The sequence below is a fragment of the Paraburkholderia sp. genome (assembly GCF_035656215.1).
In the GTDB taxonomy this organism is placed as follows: domain Bacteria; phylum Pseudomonadota; class Gammaproteobacteria; order Burkholderiales; family Burkholderiaceae; genus Paraburkholderia.
On record NZ_DASRSY010000328.1, the window covers coordinates 12,832 to 38,855 of the forward strand.

The 26,024-nt window shown below is 60.4% G+C and carries 22 protein-coding genes and 1 tRNA gene; 14 read left to right on the plus strand and 9 right to left on the minus strand.

What is annotated here, in order from left to right:
- Window positions 1-89: 89 nt before the first annotated feature.
- Entirely contained in the window at window positions 90-1,118 is a 1,029-nt protein-coding gene (gene tsaD / locus VFE81_RS18950; protein WP_325046062.1) for a tRNA (adenosine(37)-N6)-threonylcarbamoyltransferase complex transferase subunit TsaD, read from the minus strand.
- Window positions 1,119-1,240: 122 nt separating this feature from the next.
- On the opposite strand from tsaD, the gene VFE81_RS18955 reads away from it, so the two are divergent.
- From VFE81_RS18955 to VFE81_RS18990, 8 genes are all read left to right on the plus strand, one after another.
- Window positions 1,241-2,458, plus strand: a complete 1,218-nt coding sequence (locus tag VFE81_RS18955) for an NAD(P)/FAD-dependent oxidoreductase (RefSeq protein ID WP_325046063.1) — start codon at window positions 1,241-1,243, stop codon at window positions 2,456-2,458.
- A 68-nt stretch (window positions 2,459-2,526) separates the two neighbouring features.
- On the plus strand, window positions 2,527-2,739 hold the full coding sequence (gene rpsU / locus VFE81_RS18960; RefSeq protein WP_325046064.1) for a 30S ribosomal protein S21: 213 nt from the start codon (window positions 2,527-2,529) through the stop codon (window positions 2,737-2,739).
- A 260-nt stretch (window positions 2,740-2,999) separates the two neighbouring features.
- Complete coding sequence (locus VFE81_RS18965; RefSeq protein WP_325046065.1) at window positions 3,000-3,446, plus strand: GatB/YqeY domain-containing protein; 447 nt, start codon at window positions 3,000-3,002, stop codon at window positions 3,444-3,446.
- A 78-nt stretch (window positions 3,447-3,524) separates the two neighbouring features.
- Complete coding sequence (gene dnaG / locus VFE81_RS18970) at window positions 3,525-5,393, plus strand: DNA primase (protein ID WP_325046066.1); 1,869 nt, start codon at window positions 3,525-3,527, stop codon at window positions 5,391-5,393.
- Window positions 5,394-5,486: 93 nt separating this feature from the next.
- Window positions 5,487-7,877, plus strand: a complete 2,391-nt coding sequence (rpoD, locus tag VFE81_RS18975; protein WP_325046067.1) for an RNA polymerase sigma factor RpoD — start codon at window positions 5,487-5,489, stop codon at window positions 7,875-7,877.
- Between the two features lie 155 nt (window positions 7,878-8,032).
- Window positions 8,033-8,120, plus strand: a tRNA-Ile gene (locus VFE81_RS18980).
- Window positions 8,121-9,488: 1,368 nt separating this feature from the next.
- Window positions 9,489-10,649: a porin gene (locus VFE81_RS18985; protein ID WP_325046068.1), complete on the plus strand. Its 1,161-nt coding sequence runs from the start codon at window positions 9,489-9,491 to the stop codon at window positions 10,647-10,649.
- Between the two features lie 283 nt (window positions 10,650-10,932).
- Entirely contained in the window at window positions 10,933-11,286 is a 354-nt protein-coding gene (locus VFE81_RS18990; protein WP_325046069.1) for a transposase, read from the plus strand.
- Window positions 11,287-11,449: 163 nt separating this feature from the next.
- On the opposite strand, the gene VFE81_RS18995 is transcribed toward VFE81_RS18990, so the two are convergent.
- Together VFE81_RS18995 and VFE81_RS19000 are read right to left on the minus strand one after the other, a co-directional pair.
- Window positions 11,450-13,009, minus strand: coding sequence for a methyl-accepting chemotaxis protein (locus tag VFE81_RS18995; RefSeq protein ID WP_325046070.1), 1,560 nt, complete (start codon window positions 13,007-13,009; stop codon window positions 11,450-11,452).
- A 289-nt stretch (window positions 13,010-13,298) separates the two neighbouring features.
- Complete coding sequence (locus VFE81_RS19000) at window positions 13,299-14,045, minus strand: Crp/Fnr family transcriptional regulator (protein ID WP_325046071.1); 747 nt, start codon at window positions 14,043-14,045, stop codon at window positions 13,299-13,301.
- Between the two features lie 156 nt (window positions 14,046-14,201).
- On the opposite strand from VFE81_RS19000, the gene VFE81_RS19005 reads away from it, so the two are divergent.
- A complete protein-coding gene (locus VFE81_RS19005; RefSeq protein WP_325046072.1) occupies window positions 14,202-15,833 on the plus strand; it encodes an acyl-CoA synthetase in 1,632 nt (543 codons plus the stop codon).
- A gap of 92 nt (window positions 15,834-15,925) precedes the next feature.
- On the opposite strand, the gene VFE81_RS19010 is transcribed toward VFE81_RS19005, so the two are convergent.
- The 3 genes from VFE81_RS19010 to VFE81_RS19020 all read right to left on the minus strand — a co-directional run bounded on the left by VFE81_RS19010 (window position 15,926) and on the right by VFE81_RS19020 (window position 17,569).
- Window positions 15,926-16,150: a hypothetical protein gene (locus tag VFE81_RS19010; protein WP_179739291.1), complete on the minus strand. Its 225-nt coding sequence runs from the start codon at window positions 16,148-16,150 to the stop codon at window positions 15,926-15,928.
- 287 nt (window positions 16,151-16,437) lie between these two features.
- Window positions 16,438-16,641, minus strand: a complete 204-nt coding sequence (locus VFE81_RS19015; RefSeq protein ID WP_175049792.1) for a cold-shock protein — start codon at window positions 16,639-16,641, stop codon at window positions 16,438-16,440.
- A gap of 292 nt (window positions 16,642-16,933) precedes the next feature.
- Window positions 16,934-17,569, minus strand: coding sequence for a LysE family translocator (locus tag VFE81_RS19020; protein ID WP_325046073.1), 636 nt, complete (start codon window positions 17,567-17,569; stop codon window positions 16,934-16,936).
- Between the two features lie 463 nt (window positions 17,570-18,032).
- On the opposite strand from VFE81_RS19020, the gene VFE81_RS19025 reads away from it, so the two are divergent.
- On the plus strand, window positions 18,033-18,296 hold the full coding sequence (locus tag VFE81_RS19025; protein WP_325046074.1) for an H-NS family nucleoid-associated regulatory protein: 264 nt from the start codon (window positions 18,033-18,035) through the stop codon (window positions 18,294-18,296).
- Window positions 18,290-19,513 carry a serine hydrolase gene (locus VFE81_RS19030; protein ID WP_325046076.1) on the plus strand — a complete coding sequence of 408 codons (1,224 nt, stop codon included), beginning with the start codon at window positions 18,290-18,292 and terminating at the stop codon, window positions 19,511-19,513. Before VFE81_RS19025 ends, VFE81_RS19030 begins: the two co-directional genes overlap by 7 nt.
- A gap of 139 nt (window positions 19,514-19,652) precedes the next feature.
- On the opposite strand, the gene pcaG is transcribed toward VFE81_RS19030, so the two are convergent.
- Window positions 19,653-20,240: a protocatechuate 3,4-dioxygenase subunit alpha gene (gene pcaG / locus VFE81_RS19035; RefSeq protein WP_325046077.1), complete on the minus strand. Its 588-nt coding sequence runs from the start codon at window positions 20,238-20,240 to the stop codon at window positions 19,653-19,655.
- 3 nt (window positions 20,241-20,243) lie between these two features.
- Entirely contained in the window at window positions 20,244-20,948 is a 705-nt protein-coding gene (gene pcaH, locus VFE81_RS19040; RefSeq protein WP_325046078.1) for a protocatechuate 3,4-dioxygenase subunit beta, read from the minus strand.
- Window positions 20,949-21,057: 109 nt separating this feature from the next.
- On the opposite strand from pcaH, the gene pcaQ reads away from it, so the two are divergent.
- Both pcaQ and VFE81_RS19050 read left to right on the plus strand, forming a co-directional pair.
- A complete protein-coding gene (pcaQ, locus tag VFE81_RS19045) occupies window positions 21,058-22,056 on the plus strand; it encodes a pca operon transcription factor PcaQ (RefSeq protein WP_325046079.1) in 999 nt (332 codons plus the stop codon).
- Window positions 22,057-22,348: 292 nt separating this feature from the next.
- Window positions 22,349-23,467 (plus strand): 4-hydroxyphenylpyruvate dioxygenase family protein, encoded by a 1,119-nt coding sequence (locus VFE81_RS19050; RefSeq protein ID WP_325046080.1) that lies wholly within the window; start codon window positions 22,349-22,351, stop codon window positions 23,465-23,467.
- 424 nt (window positions 23,468-23,891) lie between these two features.
- Here VFE81_RS19050 and VFE81_RS19055 read toward each other — a convergent pair whose 3' ends face one another.
- Entirely contained in the window at window positions 23,892-24,269 is a 378-nt protein-coding gene (locus VFE81_RS19055) for a hypothetical protein (protein ID WP_325046081.1), read from the minus strand.
- Here VFE81_RS19055 and VFE81_RS19060 point away from each other — a divergent pair.
- On the plus strand, window positions 24,247-26,024 hold a 1,778-nt coding region (locus VFE81_RS19060; RefSeq protein ID WP_325046082.1), incomplete at its 3' end, for an autotransporter-associated beta strand repeat-containing protein. The two genes, VFE81_RS19055 and VFE81_RS19060, sit on opposite strands and share 23 nt — an antisense overlap.

Sequence of the window (26,024 nt, forward strand, 5' to 3'; positions counted from 1 at the left end):
GCCGCAGATAGAAAAAGCCGCCGGCTTTTTCTATGGGGTTGCCACTGTGTCGCGCGGCATGCGATGGGCGTCGCGGGCTCGTCGCGGGTTCAGCGTGCGAGTGAAGTCAGGTCCCAGCGCGGTTTCACCGTGAAGGCGTAGTCTTTGCCCGATTGATCGGGCCAGCGTTGCAGCCTCAGGGCGCCAGCCAACGCGATCATTGCGCCGTTGTCCGTACACAGCGACAAGTCCGGGTAGTGCACGAAGAAATTGCGTTTCTTCGCTGCAGCGGAAAGCGCCTCGCGCAGTTGCCGGTTCGCGCCCACGCCTCCTGCCACCACCAGTCGATTCAAGTTCGTGCGTTTGAGCGCGGCCAGCGATTTTGCCGCCAGCACGTCCACGGCAGCATCGACGAAACCGCGCGCCAGATCCGCTTTCGCCTGTTCGCAGATATTTGCGCCGCCGAGCTTCTTGGCGTGCGTGAGGACAGCGGTTTTAAGGCCGCTGAAGCTGAAATCGAGGTCGCGGGAATGCAGCATGGGGCGCGGCAGGACCACTGCGCCGGGCGTGCCGAATTCAGCCATTCGCGACACTTCCGGGCCGCCCGGATAACCAAGGCCCAGCAGTTTGGCGGTTTTGTCGAAGGCTTCGCCGGCGGCGTCGTCCAGCGTTTCGCCCAGTGTCTCGTAGACGCCCACGTCCGTCACGCGCATCAATTGCGTATGGCCGCCTGACACCAGCAGCGCGACGAACGGAAACGGCGGCGGCTCGTCCACCAGCAGCGGCGACAGCAGGTGCCCTTCGAGATGGTGGATGCCGATGGTCGGCTTGTCCCACGCCATGGCCAGCGAATTGGCGACGCTCGCGCCGACCAGCAGCGCACCCGCGAGGCCCGGACCCTGCGTATAGGCGATCGCGTCGATGTCGCTGCGTACCGTGCCGGCACGTTCCATCACTTCTTCAAGCAGCGGCAGCGCGCGCCGGATATGGTCGCGCGACGCCAGCTCCGGCACCACGCCGCCGTACTCCCGATGCATCGCAATTTGCGAATGCAGCGCGTGCGCGAGCAGGCCGCGCTCCGTGTCGTAGAGCGCGAGACCGGTTTCGTCGCAGGAGCTTTCGATGCCGAGAACGAGCATGATGGGTCGCTTGAACAGGCGCGTGAGTGAAGGACACCCCGGCGCCCAAAAGTGAAAAGGCAAGCCTGAAAGTATAGCAGCGCGGGCAGGGGGCCGCAGACGCGCAGGTACAATGCGGCCCCATGGAATCCTTCGATATCGCAGTGATCGGCGCAGGCGCGGCCGGCATGATGTGCGCGGCCGTGGCCGGGCAACTCGGCCGTCGGGTGGTGCTGATCGACCACTCGCAGCGCCTCGCGGAGAAAATCCGCATTTCCGGCGGCGGCCGGTGCAACTTCACGAATCTGTACGCTGGGCCGGCCAATTATCTGTCGGCCAACCCTCACTTTTGCCGCTCGGCGCTCGCGCGCTATACGCCGCGTGACTTCATGGCGCTGCTCAAGCGCCATCACGTGACGTGGCACGAGAAGCACAAGGGGCAACTGTTCTGCGATCAGTCGAGCGACGCGGTTATCAATGTGCTGAAGAATGAATGCGACGCGGGCCGCATCGCTTGGCGCACGCCGCTCGCGATCGAGCAGGTGCGGCACGACGCCGAAGGGCGGTTCACGCTGGACAGCCACTCAGGCCCGATCACGGCCCGTGCGCTCGTGGTGGCGACCGGCGGCCTGTCGATCCCCAAGATCGGCGCCACCGATTTTGCCTACCGTCTCGCCAGGCAATTCGGCCACAAGCTGATCGATACCCGCCCCGCGCTGGTTCCCCTGACCTTTGCTCCGGCCGACTGGCAGCCGTTCTCGGCGCTCTCGGGCGTGTCGCTCGAGGTGCAACTGGCGACCGGCAACAAAAAGACGGGCGCCGAGTTCAACGAGGACCTGCTGCTCACGCACCGTGGTCTGTCGGGCCCGGGCGTTCTGCAGATTTCGAGCTACTGGCAGCCCGGCGAGCCGATTCACATCAATCTGCTCCCCGAGCAGGACGCCGCGAGCGCCTTGCTCGAAGCCAAAACCGGCACGAAGCGCCAGATCGCCAATTTGCTTTCGGAATGGGTGCCGCAACGTCTCGCCCACGTCTGGCTTGAAACACACCAGATTCCCGCCGAAGCGCGCGTGGCCGATCTGCCGGACAAGACGCTGCGCCGCGTCGGTGAGGCCTTGTCGCGCTGGACGCTCACCCCAAACGGCACCGAAGGCTACCGCAAGGCCGAAGTCACGCGCGGTGGTATCGACACGCGCGACCTGTCGTCGGCGACGATGATGAGCGCCCGCACGCCGGGTTTGTACTTCATCGGCGAGGCGGTCGACGTGACCGGCTGGCTCGGCGGCTACAACTTCCAATGGGCGTGGGCCTCCGGCGTGGCGGCCGGCCAGGCGGCCGCGGAGTACGTTCTAGGGGCTTGACGGCGCATTAGCTTTGTGAGAAAGCTCTGCTATACTCCTGAACCTTTACGAAGTTCCGTTATTGAAAAATGACGACCATCCTCGTGAAAGACAACGAGCCGGTTGAAGTTGCCATGCGGCGCTTCAGGCGCACGATGGAGAAAAACGGGTTGCTGACGGAACTGCGCGCCCGCGAGTTTTGCGAAAAGCCTACGGCTGAGCGCAAGCGCAAGAAGGCGGCTGCGGTTAAGCGTCATTTCAAGCATCTGAATAGTCAGATGCTGCCAAAGAAGTTCTACTGATTCTGGCGTTGCCGCGGTTCCCGTCGAGCGGAGCGGCGACATCCAAGCGGTGAGGGCACAGCAGGTGCCGTCACGGAAATACGGCCCTTCGGGCCAGCCGGCAGGGTCGCATCCACTACGCACATTGCGCCAACCCGCTTGAGGAAGCAGTCCCAAGCGGGCGTTTGTGTTGGATCCGGCGCATTGATGCAGCGTATTGGCGCGGCGTATTGATACGCTAAGCGGCCGGTTTTTAAATCTTCAACACGTTCAGGTGAGTGATGAGTCTCAAGGACCAGATCAACGACGATATGAAAGCTGCCATGCGGGCGCGTGAGACCGAGCGTCTCGGCACGATCCGCTTGCTGCTCGCCGCGGTCAAGCAACGCGAAGTTGACGAACGCGTCACCCTTGACGACACGGCGATCACCGTCGTCATCGACAAGATGATCAAGCAGCGCAAAGACTCGATCAGCCAGTTCGAAGCCGCTGGCCGCACGGATCTCGCCGACAAGGAAAAGGCCGAGCTGGCCATCCTGTCGGCTTATATGCCGGCGCAGATGTCCGAGGCGGAGATCGTTGCCGAAGTTCAGGCCGCGGTCGCGCAAACTGGCGCGGCCGGCCCGCAGGACATGGGCAAGGTGATGGGCGTGCTCAAGCCGAGACTGGCCGGCCGCGCCGACATGACCGCTGTCTCGGCGCAAGTCAAAGTCGCGCTCGCGAAGTAATTTCCGCATTTCCGGTCTGCGCGCGCCGTTGCTCGACGGCGCGCGCAGACCTGAGCTTTTTAGGTAGCGTCATTCACTGTGATTCCACCGTCATTCCTGCAGGACCTGCTTAACCGCGTCGATATCGTCGACGTGGTCGGCCGGTATGTGCAGTTGAAAAAGGGCGGCGCGAACTTCATGGGGCTGTGCCCGTTTCATAACGAAAAAAGCCCTTCGTTTACGGTTAGTCCGACTAAACAGTTCTATCACTGCTTCGGCTGTGGCGCGCATGGTACGGCCATCGGCTTCCTGATGGAGCACGTTGGCTCCACGTTTCCAGAGGCGGTCAACGAACTCGCGCAATCGGTCGGGTTGACTGTGCCGAACGAGCCTTCGCCGGGATATGGCGGCGGTGGTTCCGGCGGGTATTCGCCGGCTGCGTCCAAGGCGGTCACCACGGCACTGTCCGATGTCATGCAGACCGCGTGCGATTTCTACCGCAAACAGCTGCGCGGCGCGCCGGTCGCGATCCAGTATCTGAAGAAGCGTGGCCTGACCGGCGAGATCGCCGCCCGCTTCGGGCTTGGCTATGCACCAGACGGCTGGCAGAACCTCGAGCCCGCATTCCCCAACTATCGGGACGAAGCACTGGTCGAATCGGGTCTTGTGATCGTCAGCGAAAAGGCGGATGCGCAGGGTCAGAACCGCCGGTATGACCGCTTTCGCGAGCGGATCATGTTCCCGATCCGCAATGTGAAAGGGCAGGTGATCGGCTTCGGCGGCCGGGTGCTGGATAGCGGCGAGCCAAAGTATTTGAATTCGCCGGAAACGCCTCTATTTAACAAAGGCAGCGAGCTGTACGGGCTGTTCGAGGCTCGTCTGGCGATTCGTGAACAGCATTACGTGCTGGTGGTCGAAGGTTACATGGACGTGGTCGCTCTGGCCCAATTGGGGTTCCAGAACGCGGTGGCCACGCTCGGCACGGCTTGCACGCCGATTCATGTGCAGAAACTGATGCGTCAGACCGATACGGTCATCTTCAGTTTCGACGGCGATTCGGCCGGGCGCCGCGCCGCGCGCCGTGCGCTGGACGCCTGCCTGCCGCACGCGGCGGACAACCGGACCATCCGGTTCCTGTTTCTGCCGTCCGAGCACGATCCGGACAGCTACGTGCGCGAATTCGGCACTGAAGCGTTCGCCGAGCAGGTCGAGCGCGCCATGCCGCTGTCGCAGTTCATGCTGAACGAGGTGCTGGCCGGCAAGGAGCTGGATCAGCCGGAAGGCCGGGCCCGCGCGCTGTTCGACGCGAAGCCGCTGCTGCAGCAATTGCCCGCCAACGCGTTGCGCGCGCAGATCATGCACATGTTTGCGGACCGGCTCGACGTGCCGTTCGACGAAGTAGCCGCCTTATGCGAAGTCGACGCCCGGATTGCGGCGGCGACCCGTTCGGCGCCGGCCCGCAAAGACCGGCGCAGTGTGACCGGGATCGAAGAAAAAACGCTGCGCAATCTGGTGATGTATCCGCGGACGGTGGCGGTGCTCGACGAGGAAGCCGAACAGGCGCTTCTGAGCGTCTCGCGGCACGGCGAGCTGTTCGAAGAAGTGACGACGCATGCGCGTGCGCTGGGCGATTCGGCGGAGTTTCAGTTGCTGTCCGACCTATTGCGAAACGGCGCAAATGCCCCAACTTTCGAGGAAATCTTTCGCAAAATTCTAGACTATGATGAAAACGTCCGGGATTTACTGCTGAAGGACCCGGAGGATGCGACCGTCATCGAGGAGCGGCGCGAGCAGGAACGGATCGTCGGAGAGGAACTGAAAGCGGCGATTCTGAAGATGCGATACGACGCTTACTGCGATCGTCTCGAGCAGCTTTCGCGGCAATCCCGGCACACGCCGGAGGAGTTTGCGGAGCTGACGGGCCTGAATCAGAAGCGGGCTGAGATGAAGCGCCAGCTCGGGCTGTAAGCGGGATGGCAGAAACCTGAGTGCTATAATAAAAGGTTTCTAGCGGTTTGTTTTTTCAATGGTTTTCCTAGCAAAGGCGAAAAGGCGATTGCGATGGCAAAGACACCAGGCGGAAAAAAAGCAACAGGCACAGGTTCGAACGAGCCGACCAGAAAGGTCACCGAGGCCAAGTTAGCTTCTTCCCCCAGAAAAACGTCTGCCGCAAGCGTCGCACCTACTGCCGGGGAGAAATCCTCGACCACTTCCGCTGCGCGAGCGGAGCTGGTCAGGGCGGCGAAAGCTGTACCACCACCGGCCACAAAACGGCCGGGTGTCAGAAGCGCAAGGGAAGCGCCTGCCGCGCAGGACGATGCGGTAGAGCGTGAGACTCCAGTATCCACGGTTCAACCGGCTGTTGTCCAACAGCCGCGAGTCGAGACTACAGCCGGTACGACGAACTCCATGACGAAAAAGCTGAACGAAACACCCGTCGATGACGACGCAACCCAAAGCGAAGAAACCCCTGCGGCCGTTCCCGGCAAGGTGGAAAAGGTCAAGGCTCGCGATCGTCGTGCAAAGGAAAAAGCGCTGTTGAAAGACGCGTTCGCGTCATCGCAGCCGGGCACCGTCGAGGAACTCGAAGAGCGCCGCGCCAAACTGCGCGCGCTGATCAAGCTCGGCAAGGAGCGCGGCTTCCTCACGTACGCGGAAATCAACGACCACCTTCCGGACAATTTCACCGAGACCGAGGCGATCGAAGGCATCATCAGCACGTTCAATGACATGGGCGTGGCTGTGTACGAGCAGGCGCCGGATGCTGAAACGCTGCTGTTGAACGACAACGCACCCGCCGCTTCGTCGGACGACGAAGTGGAAGAGGAAGCGGAGGTCGCGCTCTCCACCGTCGATTCCGAATTCGGCCGTACCACCGACCCGGTCCGCATGTACATGCGTGAAATGGGTACGGTCGAGCTGCTCACGCGCGAAGGCGAAATCGAAATCGCGAAGCGGATCGAAGACGGCCTCAAGCACATGGTGATGGCCATCTCCGCGTGCCCGACCACGATCGCCGACATTCTGGCGATGGCTGAGCGCGTCGCGAACGAGGAAATCCGTATCGACGAACTGGTCGACGGCCTGATCGACGCCAACGCGGAAGATGCGGACGGCTTCTCGGCTCAGGAGGCGGAAGCGATCGAGAGCGAAGACGAAGAAGCCGAGGAAGAGGACTCAGAAGACGAGGAAGAAGACGACGGCACGGCGCAAGCCACGGCCAACGCAGCGCAGATGGAAGCGCTCAAGCGTGCGTCCCTCGAGAAGTTCGCCATGATCAGCGAATGGTTCGACAAGATGCGTCGCGCGTTCGAGAAGGAAGGCTACAAGTCCAAGTCGTATCTGAAGGCGCAGGAAACGATCCAGAACGAATTGATGACGATCCGCTTTACCGCGCGTACCGTTGAGCGTCTGTGCGACACGCTGCGTGCGCAGGTGGACGAAGTGCGCCAGGTCGAGCGCCAGATCCTGCATACGGTGGTCGACAAATGCGGCATGCCGCGTGCGGAATTCATCGCGCGTTTCCCGGGCAGCGAAACGGACCTCGAGTGGGCCGACAAGATCGTCGCCGAAGGTCACGGGTATAGCGCGATCCTCACGCGTAATATTCCGGCCATTCAGGAACAGCAGCAGCGCCTGCTCGATTTGCAGGCGCGTGTTGTGCTGCCGCTGAAGGACCTGAAGGAAACCAACCGTCAGATGGCGGCCGGCGAACTGAAGGCGCGTCAGGCAAAGCGCGAAATGACTGAGGCGAACTTGCGTCTCGTGATCTCGATCGCGAAGAAGTACACGAACCGTGGTCTGCAGTTCCTCGACCTGATTCAGGAAGGCAACATCGGTCTGATGAAGGCGGTGGACAAGTTCGAATATCGTCGCGGCTACAAGTTCTCCACGTACGCAACGTGGTGGATTCGTCAGGCCATCACGCGTTCGATTGCTGACCAGGCGCGCACGATCCGGATTCCGGTTCACAGGATCGAAACGATCAACAAAATGAACCGCATCTCGCGTCAGATCTTGCAGGAAACCGGTCTCGAGCCGGATCCGGCAACGCTGGCGGAAAAGATGGAGATGCCGGAAGACAAGATCCGCAAGATCATGAAGATCGCGAAGGAGCCGATCTCGATGGAAACGCCGATCGGTGACGACGACGATTCGCATCTGGGCGACTTCATCGAAGATACGAACACGGTGGCGCCGGCCGACGCGGCTTTGCACGCCAGCATGCGCGATGTCGTGAAGGACGTGCTCGACTCGTTGACGCCGCGCGAAGCGAAGGTGCTGCGTATGCGTTTCGGTATCGAGATGAGCACCGATCACACGCTCGAAGAAGTCGGTAAGCAGTTCGACGTGACGCGTGAACGGATCCGTCAGATCGAGGCGAAGGCGCTGCGCAAGCTGCGTCATCCGAGCCGTTCGGACAAGCTGAAGTCGTTCCTCGAAGGGAATTGACCGGAGCTGGCGGGTCGTGGGAAATGATGTAGTGGTTTGAGGGGGGGGCTCCCGGTTGTTTCGCTTGGGCGAAGCGGTTGCGAAGGCCCCTTTTTCGTGTAGTATGTCGGCCAATCAACGAATTGGCCCGGCCTTCATGACCGGGTCTTTTTCTTGGGCCGGACGCCGTGCTGGTTGCAGGCAGCGGACTCATAATCCGCCTCCGAAAGGACACCGTCGGTTCGACTCCGACCCGGCCCACCATAGTTGTGAAAAAGGGTTCCGATTTTTCGGAACCCTTTTTGTTTTGCGGTGAGAATCCGATATCACATGCGGCAATATGTCACTTCCGCCGCGCTATTAATCTGGTTGAGTTGATTCTGGCTTGGTTTGCTGGAAAGTTTTGGTCGCCACCTTGGGCGGCTTAAACGATGTTTCAAATCCATCCTCTCCGGTTCAAGCACGCGTATCAGGCAATCGCATTTCCCCTGCGGCAATATCGTGATTCGCTTCATTCAGCATCGCGGCAAAATCCCCGCGATCTAATCGTTTTCTTCCGCTGTTCAAGCGTATTTGGATTCAGGGCGCGTAACGTGCGGTCCTGAAGGCGCGACGTACAGTGCGCGCCGGCTGTCGGCGCTTCGCCGGTCCCGCGACGCGCCATAAGGGGCAGCGACCAGGAGGTAGGGAAACTCCGCGTAAAAAAACGCACGGCTGTGCCGTTAAATAAATACGGAAGGCTGTTCGATGTATGCCGTCTCAGCACGGGTCTTTGTCACGCGGCGGTCGGCGCCGCAGTTCACCTCCTGGCAATGCCCGTGCCGAAGGCTTCACTTCCTCCGCAGCGCGGGCGCTGCAGAACGAGCGCTCTGCCGGCCAAAGCTACAGCCAGAATTCATAAACCGCCTGCCGCCGTTTTTTTGTTAACCGTTCATTCAGGCCAGTGCTCCTTGCCACGGTGCGAAGCATGTCGACCGGGAGCACGGGGCGGCGGCCAAGATCAAGAGAGAAGGGGCCGGCATCGGGGCCAAACCACCGCATCTAACGCTGGATGCCGTGTTCTTTTGATAAAGCCACCCGGCAATTCGTCACCACCTTTAATTCACAGCGAATGGAGATATTCTTTGGGCGCAAAGTATTTGCGTCTGCGAGATCAGACGACCATATTAAATCAATTAAGTTCCAACTTTTCTTGAATAAATTTACACCGCGTCGAATTGGGCCTATTGCAATTGCCTGATTTTCGTGCAATCAGCCATTTCTCAGTTTTCAAACGTTCCGACCCGATTACGTCATTCATTTTAAATGCTGTTGCATACACACAACTTTAATATTGAAATGTTGCAAATAACTTCTGTCCAGAGCTGGCGGGCGGTAGTCCTGATTTCGCGATAAATGTCTAAAAAACAAAGACTTAATACCTATCCCGATTTGATTGTTGCGGATTCTGAAAAATCCTGTTGCGTAAATTGCCGACGTCGCTACTAGGGTGTCCCCCTACACTCACGCTTCGTTTAAAGGGTGCCCAGCTGATCCGGAAACGGTTCGGCAAACAGGGCGGCAGCGAGTGATGGTTGCGCTGCCGAGGCAGGTCCCGCTCTCCGCGTAAATTTATCGAACAGGAGTCCACGCATGAAAAAGAGTCTCATCGTTGTTGCGGTTGCCGCATCGTTCGCTTCCGTCGCTCACGCACAAAGCAGCGTGACCCTGTATGGTCTGCTGGACGCGGGCCTGACGTACACCAGCAATGTCGCCCCCGCCAACGGCGTCGGTCACGGCAACGCAAAGTGGGCAGCTGGTAGCGGCGGCATCAACCAAAGCATGTTCGGTCTGCGCGGTTCGGAAGATCTGGGCGGCGGTCTGAAGGCAATCTTCACGTTGGAAAGCGGCTTCAACATCAACAACGGCAAGTTCGCTAACAACAACGGCATGTTCAACCGTCAAGCGTTTGTCGGTCTGTCGAGCGCGCAATACGGTACGGTCACGCTGGGTCGTCAATACGACGCAGCACAAGACTACCTGGCACCGCTGACCGCAACGGGCAGCTGGGGCGGTACGTACTTCGCGCACCCGTTCAACAACGACAACCTGAGCACGAACGGCGGCTACGCGGTCAACAACTCGATCAAGTACTCGAGCGCTAACTACGCTGGCTTCACGTTCGGCGGCACGTACGGCTTCTCGAACCAGGCTGGCGCATTCGCAAACAACCGCGAATACAGCGTTGGTGCTGCATACCAGTACCAAGGCCTGCGTTTGGGCGCTGCTTACGCACAGCAGAACAACCCGGGTGCAACGAACGCAGCAGGCACGGCAAGCAACGGTGGCGCATCGGACGGCGCGCTGTTGGGCGTCAACGGCAACTTCCGTCAACGTGAGTTCGGTGCAGCAGGTTCGTACTCGTTCGGCCCGGCTACGGTCGGTCTGGCATGGACGCAATCGCGTGCTGACAACTACACCGCTGGCCAACAATCGCTGCGCCTGAACAACTATGAAGTGAACGGCAAGTACAACATCACCCCGGCTCTGGGTCTGGGCGTTGCGTACACGTTCACCGACGGCCATATCTATGGCGCCGACCAAGTGGGTAGCGACAAGGTTCGCTTCCACCAGATCGGTCTGCAGGCTGACTACTCGCTGTCGCGTCGTACCGACGTCTACGCTCAAGCCGTGTACCAACACGCGTCGGGCGACAGCGCAGTGGCATCGATCTACAGCGGCGACCCGACGCAACTGCCGTCGTCGTCGAAGAACCAGACGGCCGCCACGGTCGGTCTGCGTCACCGCTTCTAAGCTTCAGCAGAAGCTAGTTGTTGCAGAAAAAGGTGCCGTTCGCGGCACCTTTTTTTATGGGCGCGCGGATAGTGGACCACGGCCTTCATCGCGCACTAATCCATTGGTGCAAAAACCCATCGGCGCAAAAAACGTGTTGCGATTTCTGACAATTGCGCACACGAGCCTGACAATAATTGACTTTCGCGAAAGCGAGCTTGGGGTAGTCTGAAACGATTGAGTTATAGACACTATTTTTCGCGGCGGCGCTAGCACGTGTGCTGCAGGTGCGCGTTCCTACTGCATGAATACTCCCGCTTCCAACCCACTGGCTCGCTCGCCAGCCATTCAGGATCTCACCGACGAGCAATGGCATCGCATCGTGCCGCTCCTGCCTGAAATGAAAGATCATGGACCTCGGCGCGGCCGTCCCAGCATCGACATCCGTTGCGTGGTGAATAGCGTGCTCTGGGTACTGCACACAGGCAAACCGTGGCACGCGATGCCTGACCGGTATGCGCCTTATCAGACTGCGCATCGCTACTATCTGCGCTGGAAGAATTCAGGTGTGCTGGCCAACATCGCTTTTACGCTGTTCGGCACCGATACCATGCTGGCACGGCCCGTTACTCGCAGGAATGACCCGCGTACTGCGTAGCGGGCTCAGGACTGTTTCGACATGGCAAGAAAAAGGCCGTCACCGGTAACCGGATGTGAACTGCACCCCAAAGGTTGAATCGGTATTCAACTTTTGGGGTGCAGTTCAATGTCGGCTTTTTTTAATCAGTTGGGCTAGTCACCGGCGTGGGTGCGCTGCTCAATCACGCATGCTGTCCGACCTTGAACACTGCAACGGCATTTCGCAGACGTTCGGTTTGCTCATCGAGTGAACCTGCCGCAGCCGCTGCCTGCTCGACTAGCGCGGCATTGCGTTGCGTCACGTCGTCCATCTGGCGGATCGCGAGATTGACTTCGCCGATACCCGAGCTCTGCTCTTTCGAGGCTGCCGATATCTCGTTCATGATTGCGGTCACGCGGCGCACGGCGTCGACCACCTCGCCGATCGTGCTGCCGGCGTTGCCTGCCAACGCAGAGCCTTCGCCGACCTGCGCGACAGACTGATTGATCAGCACCTTGATTTCCTTGGCCGCCGTTGCGCTGCGCTGCGCGAGATTGCGCACTTCGCCCGCGACGACCGCGAAGCCACGGCCTTCTTCACCGGCGCGCGCCGCTTCCACCGCTGCGTTCAGCGCCAGGATATTGGTCTGGAACGCGATGCCTTCGATCACGCTGATGATCTCGCCGATCTTGTGTGAACTGTCGGTGATGCCGGCCATTTTCTCGACGACGTCGTTGACGACCTGGCCGCCGCGGGCGGCGATATTCGATGCATCCGCCGCGAGTTCTGACGCGGTCGCCGCGTTATCGGCATTCTGCGTGACGGTCTTGGTGAGCTCGTCCATGCTGGCGGCGGTTTGCTCCAACGAAGCCGCCTGTTCTTCGGTGCGGCTCGACAGATCCAGGTTGCCCGCGGCAATCTCTTTCGACGCGACCGTGATCGTCTCGGCGGACGTCTTGATCCGCGTGACGGTCGCAGCGAGTTGGTTGCGCATCTCGCGTAGCGAGAACAGCAGGCTCGAGCTGTCGTCGCGACGCAGGTCGATGCGCGTGGCGAGATCGCCGCGTGCGATCTGCATTGCAATCGCCGCCGCGGTGGAGGGCTCTCCGCCGATCGAACGCGATACGTTGCGCACCACGCGCGAGGCCACGAACGACACCAGCACGACCAATAGCACCAGCATGCCGGCTGAGCGCTCGAGAGTTGCGTAGAACTGCGCCTGGATGTCGTCCATATAGGCGCCGGCGATAAAGTCCCAGTTCCACGGGCCGAAGCGCTTCACATAGCCGATTTTTTCGCTCGGTGCCGTCTCACCGGGTTTCGGCCACCAGTAGCGCAGATAGCCTGCGCCGGCCGCCGAGCCGCCTGCCTGAGCGATGTCGTGATACAGCGCGTTGCCTTTGGCGTCGCGGAAGCCGCTCATGTCCTTGCCGTTCAGCTTCGGGCTTATTGGGTGAGCAACCATCACCGAATCGCTGCGCACGATCGTCACGTAGCCCGACGTGCCATAACGTTGCGCATTGACGCGAGCGATGGCCTGCTGCCTGGCCTCGTCGACTGAGAGCTTGCCCGTGTCGGCCTGCTTCGCATAGTCCGCGACGATCGATACCGCCATGTCGGTGACATCGGCCAGATTCCCGCGCCGTGCGTCCATTTGGGCGTTTCTTGCATCGAATGCGTTCACAACGGTGACGATCAGGAGCGCTGCCCAGCAGAGCAGTATCGGCACCCACAATTTCTGTTTCAGTGTCAGACGGTTCATTATCAGTTTCGACAATACGTTGAACTCGGAATAGGGAGGGTCTGCAATCTGCGTTGCATAGTCGGCATAACGGCTGTTGCCGCGGATTCTTTATTCGGGCGTCCGAAATTCCTGCCTGGAACGCAAATGTCCGGCCTGAGGCGGACGATGAACAGCGGGAAACGTCGAGGAAAATCGGGAAACTGGAACCAAACTCGCGGAAAATTGCGGGAAGCCGCGGACAGCCTGCGACAGGCAACAGGCAACAGGCAACAGGCCGCCGGGCGCCGGGCGCACGCACGCGCTTGCGCTAGATCTGCTCCTGACCAAACGCGCACAGACGTTCGAGGTCCAGCACGTCGATCTGGTTGTACGAGAGGCGCAAAATCTGCAGCCTTTCGAGGTTTTGCAGTGCCTGGTTGATTCGTTGCCGCGACACGCCCGCCAGCAGGCCGACTTCCTCCTGCGAAATGGCCAGCGTGCGCCCGGTGTCGGGATAGAGGTCGGGATTGAACAGTTGCGCGAGCGACTGGGCGACGCGCGCGTCGACGTCCAGCAGCCGGCTATTCTGGATCGACGCGATGAATTCGCCCATGCGGTTGTTCAACTGCCGGATCACAAAACCGGTGAACGGTAGACTCGAGTCGAGCAGCGCATGAAAAGTCTCCGACGGCACGAACATCACGAGCGAAGGCTGAATCGCGGCCACGTCGTATTTGCGCAATTCGCGCTTGATGACACTGCCTTCGCCGAACCAGCCGCCGGGCGGCACGCCGGAGAGGGTGCAACTGCGTCCTGAGGCGTTGTAGATGGCGAGTTTGATGAGGCCGGAATGGACGCCGATCCAGTAGTCCGACGGCTCCTGGCGGCGGGCGATCCATGCGCCCGCCGCCAGCCTCTCCGCAAACGCGCTGGCGAGGACCGTCGCCTGATGTTCGGCGGCGAGTGCCCTGAACCAGGCGCAGGTGCCGAACAGCCGCGGCAGAACGGCACGCGGAACCCGTTCCGGCCGGTGCGAGCGGGCGTCTGCGGGGGCGGTGAACGGAGCGTCATCCAAAGCGGCTAGCGGGGCGTATGCGGGTGAAGTCGGTTGAGAGGAGTCAGGGCGCGCCACTCTGTCATTTGAATGACAGACAGTTCACCATGACAGTTGCTAGGCTAGCTACTAATCAGAAAAAGCGACGGCGCAGGCAGCGCCTCAGGAGACAAGGCAATGAAGCACATGTTCGAAGAAGGCCTCCAGCGGCGCGAGGCCAATTATGTCCCACTGACGCCCATCGATTTCATCGCGCGCGCAGCGGAAGTCTACGGTGAGCGGCTCGCGGTCGTCCATGGGGAGATTCGCCGCAACTGGCGCGAAACCTACGAGCGCGCGCGGCGTCTGGCCAGCGCGTTGCGGCAGGCCGGTATCGAACGTGGCGACACGGTTGCCGCTTTGCTGCCGAATATTCCTCCGATGATAGAAGCGCATTTCGGCGTGCCGATGGCCGGGGCCGTGCTCAACACGCTGAATACGCGGCTCGACGTGTCGTCGCTGCTCTTCATGTTGCGTCACGGCGAGGCGAAGGCGTTGATCGTCGATACGGAGTACACCGAGCTGGCGCACCGCGCAGCGCTGGAATTCCCCGAGCTACGCGTGATCAGCGTGGCGGATGCGATGCCCGCCGACGCCGACAAGTTCATCCGCGCAACCGACTACGAAGCGTTCCTGCAAACCGGCGACCCCGAATTCGGCTGGACCCTGCCCGCTGACGAGTGGGACGCCATCGCACTGAACTACACCTCAGGCACGACTGGCGACCCGAAGGGCGTGGTCTACCACCATCGCGGTGCCTATCTGAATGCGCTCAGCAATATCCTCGAATGGGATATGCCCAAGCACGCGGTCTACCTATGGACTTTGCCGCTCTTTCACTGCAACGGCTGGTGTTTCCCCTGGACTGTTGCCGCTCGTGCCGGCGTTAACGTCTGTCTACGTAAATTCGACGCGAAGACGGTGTTCGAACTGATTCGCCGCGAAGGCATCACGCATTATTGCGGCGCGCCGATCGTGCAAAGCGCGCTCGCGAATGCGCCCGCAGAGTGGCGTGAGGGCATCACACATCGTGTGTCGATGATGGTGGCCGGCGCGGCACCCGCGCCGGCGGTGATCGCCAAGATGAAGGAGATCGGCTTCGATCTGACGCACGTATATGGACTGACCGAGACCTACGGCCCGGCTGCCGTCTGCGCAAAACAGGAGGAATGGGAAGCGCTCGACGACAACACACGCGCCGAAATGAACGCGCGGCAAGGTGTGCGCTACCACCTGCAGGCAGCGATAGCAGTGCTCGAGCCGGACACGCTCGTGCCCGTCCCTGACGACGGCGAAACGCTCGGCGAGATCATGTTTCGCGGCAATATTTGCATGAAAGGGTATCTGAAGAACGAGCGCGCCACGGAAGCGACCTTCCGCGGCGGCTGGTTCCACACCGGGGACCTCGGCGTGCGGATGCCTGACGGCTATATCCGCATCCGCGATCGCAGCAAGGACATCATCATTTCAGGCGGCGAGAACATCTCGAGTATCGAGGTCGAAGACACGTTGTACCGTCACCCTGCGGTGTCGGTTGCCGCCGTGGTGGCGATGGCCGATCCGAAGTGGGGTGAGGTACCGTGCGCCTTCGTCGAACTCAAGGAAGGCGCTCAGGTGAGCGCAGAAGAGATCATCGCGCACTGCCGGCTGTTTCTTGCGGGATACAAGCTGCCAAAAGCGGTGCGCTTCGGCGAATTGCCGAAGACGTCGACGGGAAAAATTCAGAAGTTCGAACTGCGCGCGCGGATCAAGGCGGAAGGAACCGAATAGATCGCGCGCGGTGTCTAGAGCGCCTCATGGCGCACTATGGGTGTTGAACGATGCAAGCGCGGGGTCCCGCGCGCATCAGGTTCGACTTGCGCTTAACCGCGCGTGTCGACCCAGTGGCGTGCCCAGCGTGCCGAGTGCTGCAGTGCTTGTTCTTCGTTCGTGAAGTAGTCGAGCGAATAGAACTGGTAGCGCCCTTCGGTACGCGCGCTGTCAGCGCGTTCGAGCAACAGGTTGGATGAAAAGCTACCGTCAGGCAAGCGATGCGCCGAGGGTTTGACGGCATAGCCGTTGTAATGATGAATATGTTTGTTTTGCATTTTATATTTTAATAATGTTCGAGTGCGCGCCTGCCGTCCGAGCCGTTGTACGGGTCGAGCGGACGAGCTGATTCAAGCCATTGGCGCCGAATCCAAACGCAGTCGGAAAGCTAAAAAGGGCGTTAAAGCCAGAGGGGAGAATGAGGTGCAACGAGGCGTTTGGCGCTTGGGCTAGCTGCTGAACTACACATGCAGCTAAAAGCGATCGCGCCAACTGTGGGAGACAAAGCTCCGCGAGGATGTCGCTGCAGCCCGATGTCCGTTGCCGGACACCGAGCCCTTCAAACTTACATCGGCTTGATGTTAGCCGCTTGCAGACCCTTCGGGCCTTGCTTCGTTTCGAAGCTCACCTTCTGATTTTCAGCCAGCGTCTTGAAGCCGTCGCCGGTGATTTCGGAGAAGTGCGCGAACAGGTCGTCGCCGCCCTTGTCCGGGGTGATGAAGCCAAAGCCTTTGCTGTCGTTGAACCACTTAACGGTACCGGTATCCATGAAGAATCCTTGAGGAAAAAATAGAAGAATTTGCTCTGTTGAGGAGCGCGCGAAGGGTCAAGGAGGGAGAGGACAACGAATACCGCTGAGGAGCGAGACATTGATGAACAGCAATCGAACTTCTTGAACTTCGGACGTCACAGTAACCGCCGGGGCATGTAAGCGTCAACACTTATCTTGTAACTGTTTTGTCAAGCCTGCATTGCTCAGCTTGGGCGTGTGACGATATGGCCCTCGTTGCTGGCTTGCCGTGCCGCGCGGCACGACAAGCCGCTCAAGCGGGATTTCAGCCTCAGATACCCACTTTATGTGCCGTCAGGATCAGGCGCAGTCCGAGCGCGGCAACGGCGCTCGCGGCGACGCGATCGATCCAGGCCTTCCACTGCAGATAGATTTCGCGCGGGCGTTTGCTCGAAAAGCACAACGCGACCACGGTGTACCAGCCGGCTTCAATGGCGAAGATTGCAGGGGGCAATGCAAAATAGCACCACAGCGGCGGATGTTGCGGAAGCAGGGCCGCGAAGATGCTGCCGTAGTAGACCGCTGTCTTCGGATTGCTGAGTTGTGTGCTCAAACCGATCCAGAAGGATTTGCGCACATTGGCGGTGGCGGTTTGCGTTGCGTCGAACGCCAGTGGTTTGGCCGCACCGCGCCAGATCTTCGACGCAAGGTAGATCAGATAAAGGCCACCGGCTACTTTCAAGCCGACGTACAGCCACTCCACCGTCGCCAGCAACGTGTATAGACCGAGCAGGGCGATGCCGCTGAAGAACACGCCGCCTATTCCCATGCCGGCAGCTGTCGCGAGGCCGTCGCTACGGGAGAGTCCGATCGCGTTGCGGGCGACAATGACGAAGCTTGGCCCAGGGCTCATGGCACCGAGTAGCAGTGCGGCCAGGATTGTGAAGATGGCGGTCGAGGCGGGCATTTTTGTGTGTCTCCTAAGGCGGCGATGCGGCTCCCTGAAACATAGCATGAGAGGGCGAGAATTTGTTTTTCGACCAGCGCGAATAGAACCAATAAGAACCAGCAAGATTCGAATAGGCTAGTGCCGAGCGCAGTCGGAATGAGCAAGAAAGTTCATTGTTGCAGGCAAACAATCAGTTGCTGCAAGCAGCCGAAGTTGGATGCTAGAATCACTTTCCATACGCTGAAGCAGCCTTGGAACACCAGGGCCGATCACGAGCGCGATCCGAGCCGTTTGCCGTCGAATTCCCCTCAATCCAGGATTTATTGGACATGAATTCCAGATGCGAGTTGTCATGCATCGGGAGAGGTATCGTGAGTTCGATTTGCACTCAAGCCATCTGATTCACGCATAGGTTTCGCGTTGTTTAGCGAAGCCTTTGTTTTTCGAACGCGAGCATGATCAGCCGCGAAACCGGTACGTTATGAAAGAGCGAGAAGAACAACGTCTGTTCGACCTCGACGGGAATGCGCGTGAGCGCCTGATCGTGTGGATTCGCCGACGTATGGACGAATACGGCATTACGACCGAAGCGCTCGCCGAAGCGATCGAAGCCGACAAGTCCGCGACCCGGGCCGTGATGTATCGCGATGCCTTCGGCAATACGTGGGACGGTCACGGCGATAAGCCGGATTGGCTCGCGCGCGCGATCTACGCGGGACAGAACATCGACCATTTCCGTTGTTAAGTGTGACTTCAGTTTCCTCTGCTAATCGTTTTCCTGCGTGGCTCCGCTACATCGTATTGTTCGGTTTAGTGTGGCTGAATATCGGCTGGTCGTTCGGTGCGGCCCATGAGCCTGCGCGCCATCCGTCCGCCCGCGTGAGCCGGCACGTTACGCCGTCCACCAGGCACACGTCCAAAGCGACAGCGAAAACGAAAACCCCGGGCAAAGCGAAAAAGCAAACCGCCGGCAAGGCACGGCGCCGTGTCGCGCACAAGCGAAAGCAGGTGACGACTGCAGAGCGGCCGATGCATGTCAGCAAGCTCCCTACGAAGCATCGCCGGCAGGCTGCGCGCAATGCGCGAGAGCCGCGCGGCGGGAGGCGCCCTGGGGTGTTGGCAGCGGATCGTCGTGTGCAGCACACAGCGGCGTCCCGTTCACCTTTGCATTCATCGATTCGTCTACTGGCGCGCTGCGGCTATACGCCTAAATCGCGCGCATTGCTCCGTGCCAAAGCCGTCTATGTCGTCGACGAGCGAACGCGTACCGTTCTCACTGAAAAGCAGGCTGATCGAGTGCTGCCGATTGCTTCGATATCCAAACTGATGACCGCGGTGGTATCGCTCGATGCAAAACATGCCCTGAATGTGCCGCTCAACGTCGCCGTGCAGGATCAGGATTTCGACAAATTCACCGGCTCCCGCTTGGGTGTCGGGTCGAGATTGTCGCGTCATGACATGCTGCACATTGCGCTGATGTCTTCTGAGAATCGCGCTGCGGCGGCACTCAGTCGCGATTACGTTGGGGGGCGGCCGAGTTTTGTTGCAGCGATGAATGCGAAAGCGCGTTCGCTGGGGATGCGGCATACGTCGTTCGTCAATGGCACGGGGTTGTCGCCGCGAAATGTTTCGACGGCGCGGGATTTGTCGTTGCTGGTTGCGGCCGCCAGCCGATATCCGTTGATCAAGGCTTATTCGACTGACTCTGCACAAGTTGTCGCGCCGGGCGGCGGCCGGGCGCGGCTGAGTTATCACAATTCGAATGCGCTGGTGCGAGGAGGCGACCGGTCGATCGTGCTGCAGAAGACAGGCTTTATTAACGAAGCAGGGCATTGCGTTGTGGTGCGCATGCTGGTGCATGGCAGGCCGGTCGATATTGCCGTATTGGGCGCGCCAGGCGCGCGGGATCATATCGCCGACGTGGTGAGGATTAGCCGCTGGCTGCGGTGTTCCCTGAAGTGAACTGCGTTGCCACGCAGACGCAAAAACCAAAAAAAAGCCCGCGCGGGGCGGGCTTAACTACTCGGAGTTTCGCGATCCAGTCGCTAGACGGATCAACTTCAGTGTATGTGAAAGCTACGTGAAAGTATAGAAAATCCGCTCACAGGTCGAAAAACACTGTTTCCTTGCTACCCTGCATATAGATATCGAACCGGTACACATTGGCCGTATTCGGCTCGCGACGCGCGATCAGCGTGCCACGCCGGTCCGCCGAAACCGCTGCCAGCACGGCATCCCGTGCGTTCGCCTCGGCTTCGTCTTCGAAATAGATGCGCGTGAAGGTGTGCAGCAGCATGCCGCGCATTGTCACGATCACATTCAGATGCGGCGCTTCGTCCGGACTTGCGCGGCCGGGTTTCACGGTTTCGACGACAAAACGCTTCTGCGGGTCTGTCCCCGTACCAACGCGGGCGAAGCCACGGAAACCCGTCTTCACGATTTCCTCGCGTGATTGCGGATAGTGGCCTTGCGCGTCCACTTGCGACACTTCCAGCATGGCATCGCCGATCACCGTGCCGTCGCCGTCGAACAGCTGGCCGACGATCGTGATGTGTTCGCCGGCGGCTTCGCGGTCGGCCAGAACCGGCGTGAACATGCTTTTGAAATCGAAATCGTATTGCTGCGGGCACAGACCGTAGGCGAAGTAAGGTCCAACCGTTTGCGAAGGCGTTTGCTTGAGGGTCGTCATGGCTTAGCGCTCCATCGGGGTTTCGTTGCGGCCGCGCAGCACGATGTCGAAGTCGTAGCCGAGCGCATAGGCCTCTTGCGTCGTATCGAGCGAGAAGTTGGCAACCAGCCGGTCGCGTGCGTGCTCAGGCGTGCCTTGGAAAATCGGGTCGAAGGCCAGCAGCGGATCGCCGGGGAAGTACATCTGCGTGACGAGACGCGAGCCGAAATGGTCGCCGAACAGCGAAAAATGAATATGGTTCGGACGCCATGCGTTCGGGTGATTGCCCCAAGGATAGGCGCCCGGTTTGATCGTCAGAAAGCGGTAGCGGCCGTCGTTGTCGGTAATACAGCGGCCCGCGCCGAGGAAGTTCGGGTCGAGCGGCGCGTCGTGCTGGTCGACTTTGTGCACATAGCGGCCGGCAGCGTTCGCTTGCCAGATTTCAACCAGCGTATTGCGTACCGGACGGCCACCTTCGTCGAGCACACGGCCCGTCACGATGATGCGCTCGCCAAGCGGCTCGCCGTTGCGCACCGCATTGCGCGTCAGGTCGTGATCGAGCGCGCCGAGATCTTCGGTGCCGTAGACCGGCACGCGCTGATCGCGCAGCTTTTCTTTCAGGGGAATCAGCGGACGCGTCGGGCCGCGTTTGACCGATGAACCGTAGCCGGGATAGATGTAGGCGGGGTGGGACGCGAAGTCGCGCGGGGTGAGAAAGGACTCGTCCATCAGTGTGTCTCCTTCGAGAATTGTGTGATACGGCTTTATGACGCGACTTTATCTAACCTGAGAGGTTATGAAAAATGACGTTTTCGCCCATTTCGTATAACCTGTCGTTATGCAACGCAGCCTCGCGGACAGCCGCGTCAAATTCCGTCATCTCCAGTGCTTTCTGGCTGTCGCCCAGTTCGGCGGTGTGCAGCGGGCCGCCGAAAGCCTGTCCATCACGCAGCCCGCGGTCTCCAAGACGATCGCTGAACTGGAAGCGATTCTCGGCGTGAAGTTGTTCGAGCGCGGCCGCCACGGCGCCGTGCCGACCCGCGCGGGGCAGCTCTTCATGCCGCATGCGAGCGCCTGTGTCAGTGCGTTGCGACAGGGCGTCGATTTGCTGGCGCACGCCGAAGGGGCGGCGGCGGCCACGCTGGAAATCGGCATTCTGCCGACCGTCGCGGCTGCGCTGGTGCCGCCGGTGCTGAAGTTGTTCGCACCGCTTTGGCCGCGCGTGATCGTGCGCCTTGCCACCGCCGCCAACCCCGAATTGCTCGAACGCCTGAAGGCCGGCACGATCGAATTCGCGATCGGGCGTCTGGCGGACCCGGAACGGATGGTCGGGCTGAGTTTCGAGCAGCTTTTCAGCGAGCCGTTGATTGCCGTGGTGCGTGCAGGGCATCCGCTGGCGCTGGGGGCGGGGCTGCCGGCCACGTCGCTGGAGGGTTTTCCGGTGGTGCTCCCGCCGTTCGGCACGCTGATCCGGCAATCGGCCGAGAGTCTGTTGAGCGCGTGGGGCGTGCCGCCGTTATCAGGGTTTGTCGAAGTGCTGTCGGTGTCGACGGGGCGCGCGTTGACGCTCGAAAACGACGCGGTGTGGTTCGTGCCGCTGAGCGCTGTCGAATATGAACTGGCGCATGGCATGCTGGTGCGTTTGCCCTTGCCGTTCGCGGGCACCGGCGAGCCCGTGGGGCTGATCCGGCGCTCGGACACGCAGCCGTCGCCGGTGGGTCGGGTATTCATCGATGCCGTGCGCGGGGTCGCGCAGCAGCGCATGGCGGCGGCCACTGGCAAGCCGGCGGCCAAACGCGCGTCGAAACGCAGCCGCGGCAACATGCCCAAAATCTGACCCATGCCGCGCAGCGGTGCAGGAGCCGGAAGGGATACGAGAGTGGGGAGAGACGCAGGAGCCCCACACTGCGACCCGATTCACCGTGCGTGAACCATCCAGTACAAAATGAAGGTTGCGAAGGCCCTGCTACCCGGTGTACAAACACGGTGCGAAAGCCGTCGCGGGCCGCATTGCTGCGGTACACCACGCATGCGGTGTCACACTGCGGAAGATTGACGGTTTGCACCGAACAGCAGAAACATCACGAACACTCGCGACAGTGCACGAAAGACTGTCCAAGGAGATTGTCATGCCCAGCGACTTGCCCACTCCAGACGCCGCGCTGCGCGCCGTGTCGGCGCCTGAGCACAATCCGCTCGGCACCGCCGGCCTCGAATTCGTGGAGTTCGCCTCGCGCGAGCCGAAGGCGCTCGGCGAAACCTTCACGAAACTCGGCTTCAAGGCGATTGCGCGCCATATCAGTAAAGACGTTACGCTGTATCGTCAGGGCGAGATGCATTTCCTGATCAATGCCGAGCCGGATTCGTTCGCCGAGCGCTACGCCGAGGAATACGGCGCGGGCATTTGCGCGATCGGCATTCGAGTGGCCAACGCGCAGCGCGCCTTTGACCGCGCAATCGAACTTGGCGCATGGGCGTTCGAAGGCGAATGCCTCGGTGCGGGTGAACTGCTGATTCCGGCGATCCAGGGTATTGGCGACTCGCACATCTATTTCGTCGACCGTTGGCGCGGCCGTGGTGGTCAGCGCGGCGGCCTTGGCGACATCTCCATCTTCGACATTGATTTTCGCCCGATCGAGATCGATACCGCACAAGCCGATCTGAGTCACGTGGGCACCGGCCTCGTCGCGGTCGATCATCTGACGCAAACGGTCGGTGAGGGCCGGATGCAGGAATGGCTCGACTTCTATCGCGACCTGCTCAATTTCCGTGAGATTCACGAGCTGCACGCGAACTGGCACGTGTCGGCGGAATCGCGCGTGATGGTGTCGCCGTGCGGCGCGATTCGGGTGCCTTTGTATGAAGAAGGCACGCGCCGCACGAATCTGATGCACGAATATCTGCCGGATCATCCGGGTGAGGGCGTTCAGCACATCGCTCTCGCCACCGACGACATCTTTGCGTGCGTCGAGCAACTACTGGCGAACGGCGTCGAATTCGTCCAACCGCCGCCGCGTTATTACGCGCAACTCGATGCGCGCTTGCCGGGTCATGGGCTCGATGTCGAGCGGCTCAAGCGCACGTATGTTCTGGTGGATGGCGAGATCGGCGCTGATGGCGTGCCACTGCTGTTCTTTCAGACCTTTGTGCGACGTGGCGCCGGCGAGATCTTCTTTGAGATCGTGCAGCGGCAAGGGCATCACGGTTTTGGCGAAGGCAATTTGAATGCGTTGGCGCAGGCTCGATAAGCGGAATATGTGACCGGCAGGCTGCTGTGGAATTCGCAACTATTACTTGATTTTCGAATCAACTGATTATCATTTTCAAATGCAAGTCTATTCGTTAAACAATAGCGATTATTTAAATTGAAAATGTGTCCCGATATCTGGGATCAAATCATGTTGTTTTGACAGATGAATCCGCTTTATGACGGTGGTCAGAAGCGCTTTCGCCGCTATTTTTCAATCACTAATTTTCCATTAATTTCGCAGAAAAACGACAAGAAAGGACAAAGTAATATCTGCTGTTTAATCTCCCGTTCGTAATATCTGGTAAGCAATCGTGTTGAAACAATGTGCGTTCCAGCGACCCGGAGGGAGAGGTGCGATCAGAAGACGACTTCAGCGCAATGCGATGTCTATGGATAGTGCGGCACGCCGAACCTCCTTCCGATCACGTCAACACATGGCCCGCTAACGCGGTTGCCGTCAGTTTGCGCCGGTGCCGCGGATTGCCGTTTCCTGCGACGACGATGGCGGTTTCCGCCGTCATCGCCTGCTTGCCGCTTTCGGCGCTTGCGAACTGCACCAGCGCCGGCAATACGACCACTTGCGATACCACCGCGCCGTCCCCGTGGACGACTACTATCGGCACCGGTCCGGCGAACCCATCCGGCGCGACCGTCACGATTGGGCCGAATGCCCAGGTGGTGGTCGGCGACGCAACGGCGATTGCCGTGTCCGACAACGCCAATATCACCGTATCAAGCGGCGCTTTGGTCAAGAACACGGCAAAGACGAACAATGGCTTGTACAGCACAGGCGCGAACACGATCGACTTCCGCAACAACAGCACGCTGACGGTGCAGCAGGGCGCTACAGTCATTTCGTCGGGCACCCAGGGGCAAGCCGAAGCGGTCAATCCGGAAGGCAGCGGTAATACGATCACCAACAACGGCACGATCCGCGGGGTCAATTCGGCGGCGATCTGGTTTCAGAACACGTCAGGGCTGAACACCGTCATCAATAACGCGACAGGCATCATTCAGGCGCCGAACAATGTGATTGGCGCAAGCGGGAACGGCTCGGTTGATTTCACAAACCGCGGCCAGGTGATCGGCAATCTGGTTTTCGCCGGCGGCAGCGATTCGTTGCACCTGTACACCGGTTCCGTCATCACCGGCAATTTCGACGGCGGTGGCGGCAACAATGTGATCACGCTTAACGGCACCGGGACGGCATCGTTGCCGGGCAGCATCAAGAATTTTCAGAGCCTCTATAAGCAGGACAGCGGCACCTGGACGCTCACTGGCTCGATCGTCGGTGTGACGGTCGCCGAGGTGCAGCAAGGCACGCTCGTGTTGAATGGCAACAACTCGCAGTACACCGGCAAGGTGATCGTCGATCCGGCCGGTGTGCTTCAGGCACCCGCGCAGAGCTTGCCACCGACCGTTACCGACAACGGCCTTGTGCAATTCACGCAGACGGTCGACGGTATCTACGCGGGTCTCGTCACGGGGACCGGTTCAGTGGAAAAGGACGGCGCCGGCACGTTGACGCTCGCGCCAGCGGCAGCCCGTGGGAATACCTATTCGGGTGGTACGGTGCTCACGCAAGGTGTGCTGTCGGCATCGGCGGATAACGTGCTCGGCGCGACGACTGGCGCCGTAACGTTCAACGGCGGCACGCTTCAACTCGGCGCGAGCTTCAATCTGGCAGGCACGCGGCCGATCGCGATCGCAGCGGGCGGCGGCACGATCGACACACAGGGCTTCCAGTCGACCATTACGCAGAACATCACGGGTACGGGCGCGTTGACCAAGGCTGGCGCGGGCACATTGCTGCTTGACGGCGCGAACACCTACAGCGGTGGCACGACGGTTGGCGCGGGCACGCTCGCGGTGGGCGATGCATCGACCCCGAGCGCGGCGCTCGGCGGTGGTGGGACGGTCAGCGTTGCTGCCGGCGCGACGCTCGGTGGCTACGGCAGCGTCACCGGCGACCTCAATAACGCAGGCACGCTCAGTGTCGCCAATGCGATGGCTGCTTTTGCCAGCGGGCCGAACGGCAACTTCACGGTGAACGGCAACGTGGTCAACGCGGGACTCGCGCAGATTGCGGGCAGTGGCGTGGGCAATACGCTGACCGTCGCGGGGAACTACACGGGACAGAATGCGACGGCTGCGCTTAACACGCAACTGGGTGCAGACAATTCGCCGTCCGACAAGATCGTGATTAGCGGTGGCCGGGCGAGCGGAACAACAACGCTCGGCATTACCAATGTCGGCGGGACGGGTGGCCTTACTGTCGGCAATGGGATTCAGGTGGTGCAGGCGGCCAACGGCGGCACGACCGCGGGCGGCGCTTTCGCGCAGGGTAATAACATTAGCGCTGGCGCTTATACCTACGCGCTGTATCAAGGCGGGGTGACTGCGGGCACGCAAAGCAATTGGTATTTGCGTTCGAGCTTGCCGCCTGCGCCTGTTCCGGCCCCGGCGCCTACACCGGCCCCGACGCCAGCGCCAGTACCCACGCCAGCACCGACACCGACGCCGACACCGACGCCGACACCGACACCGACACCGAC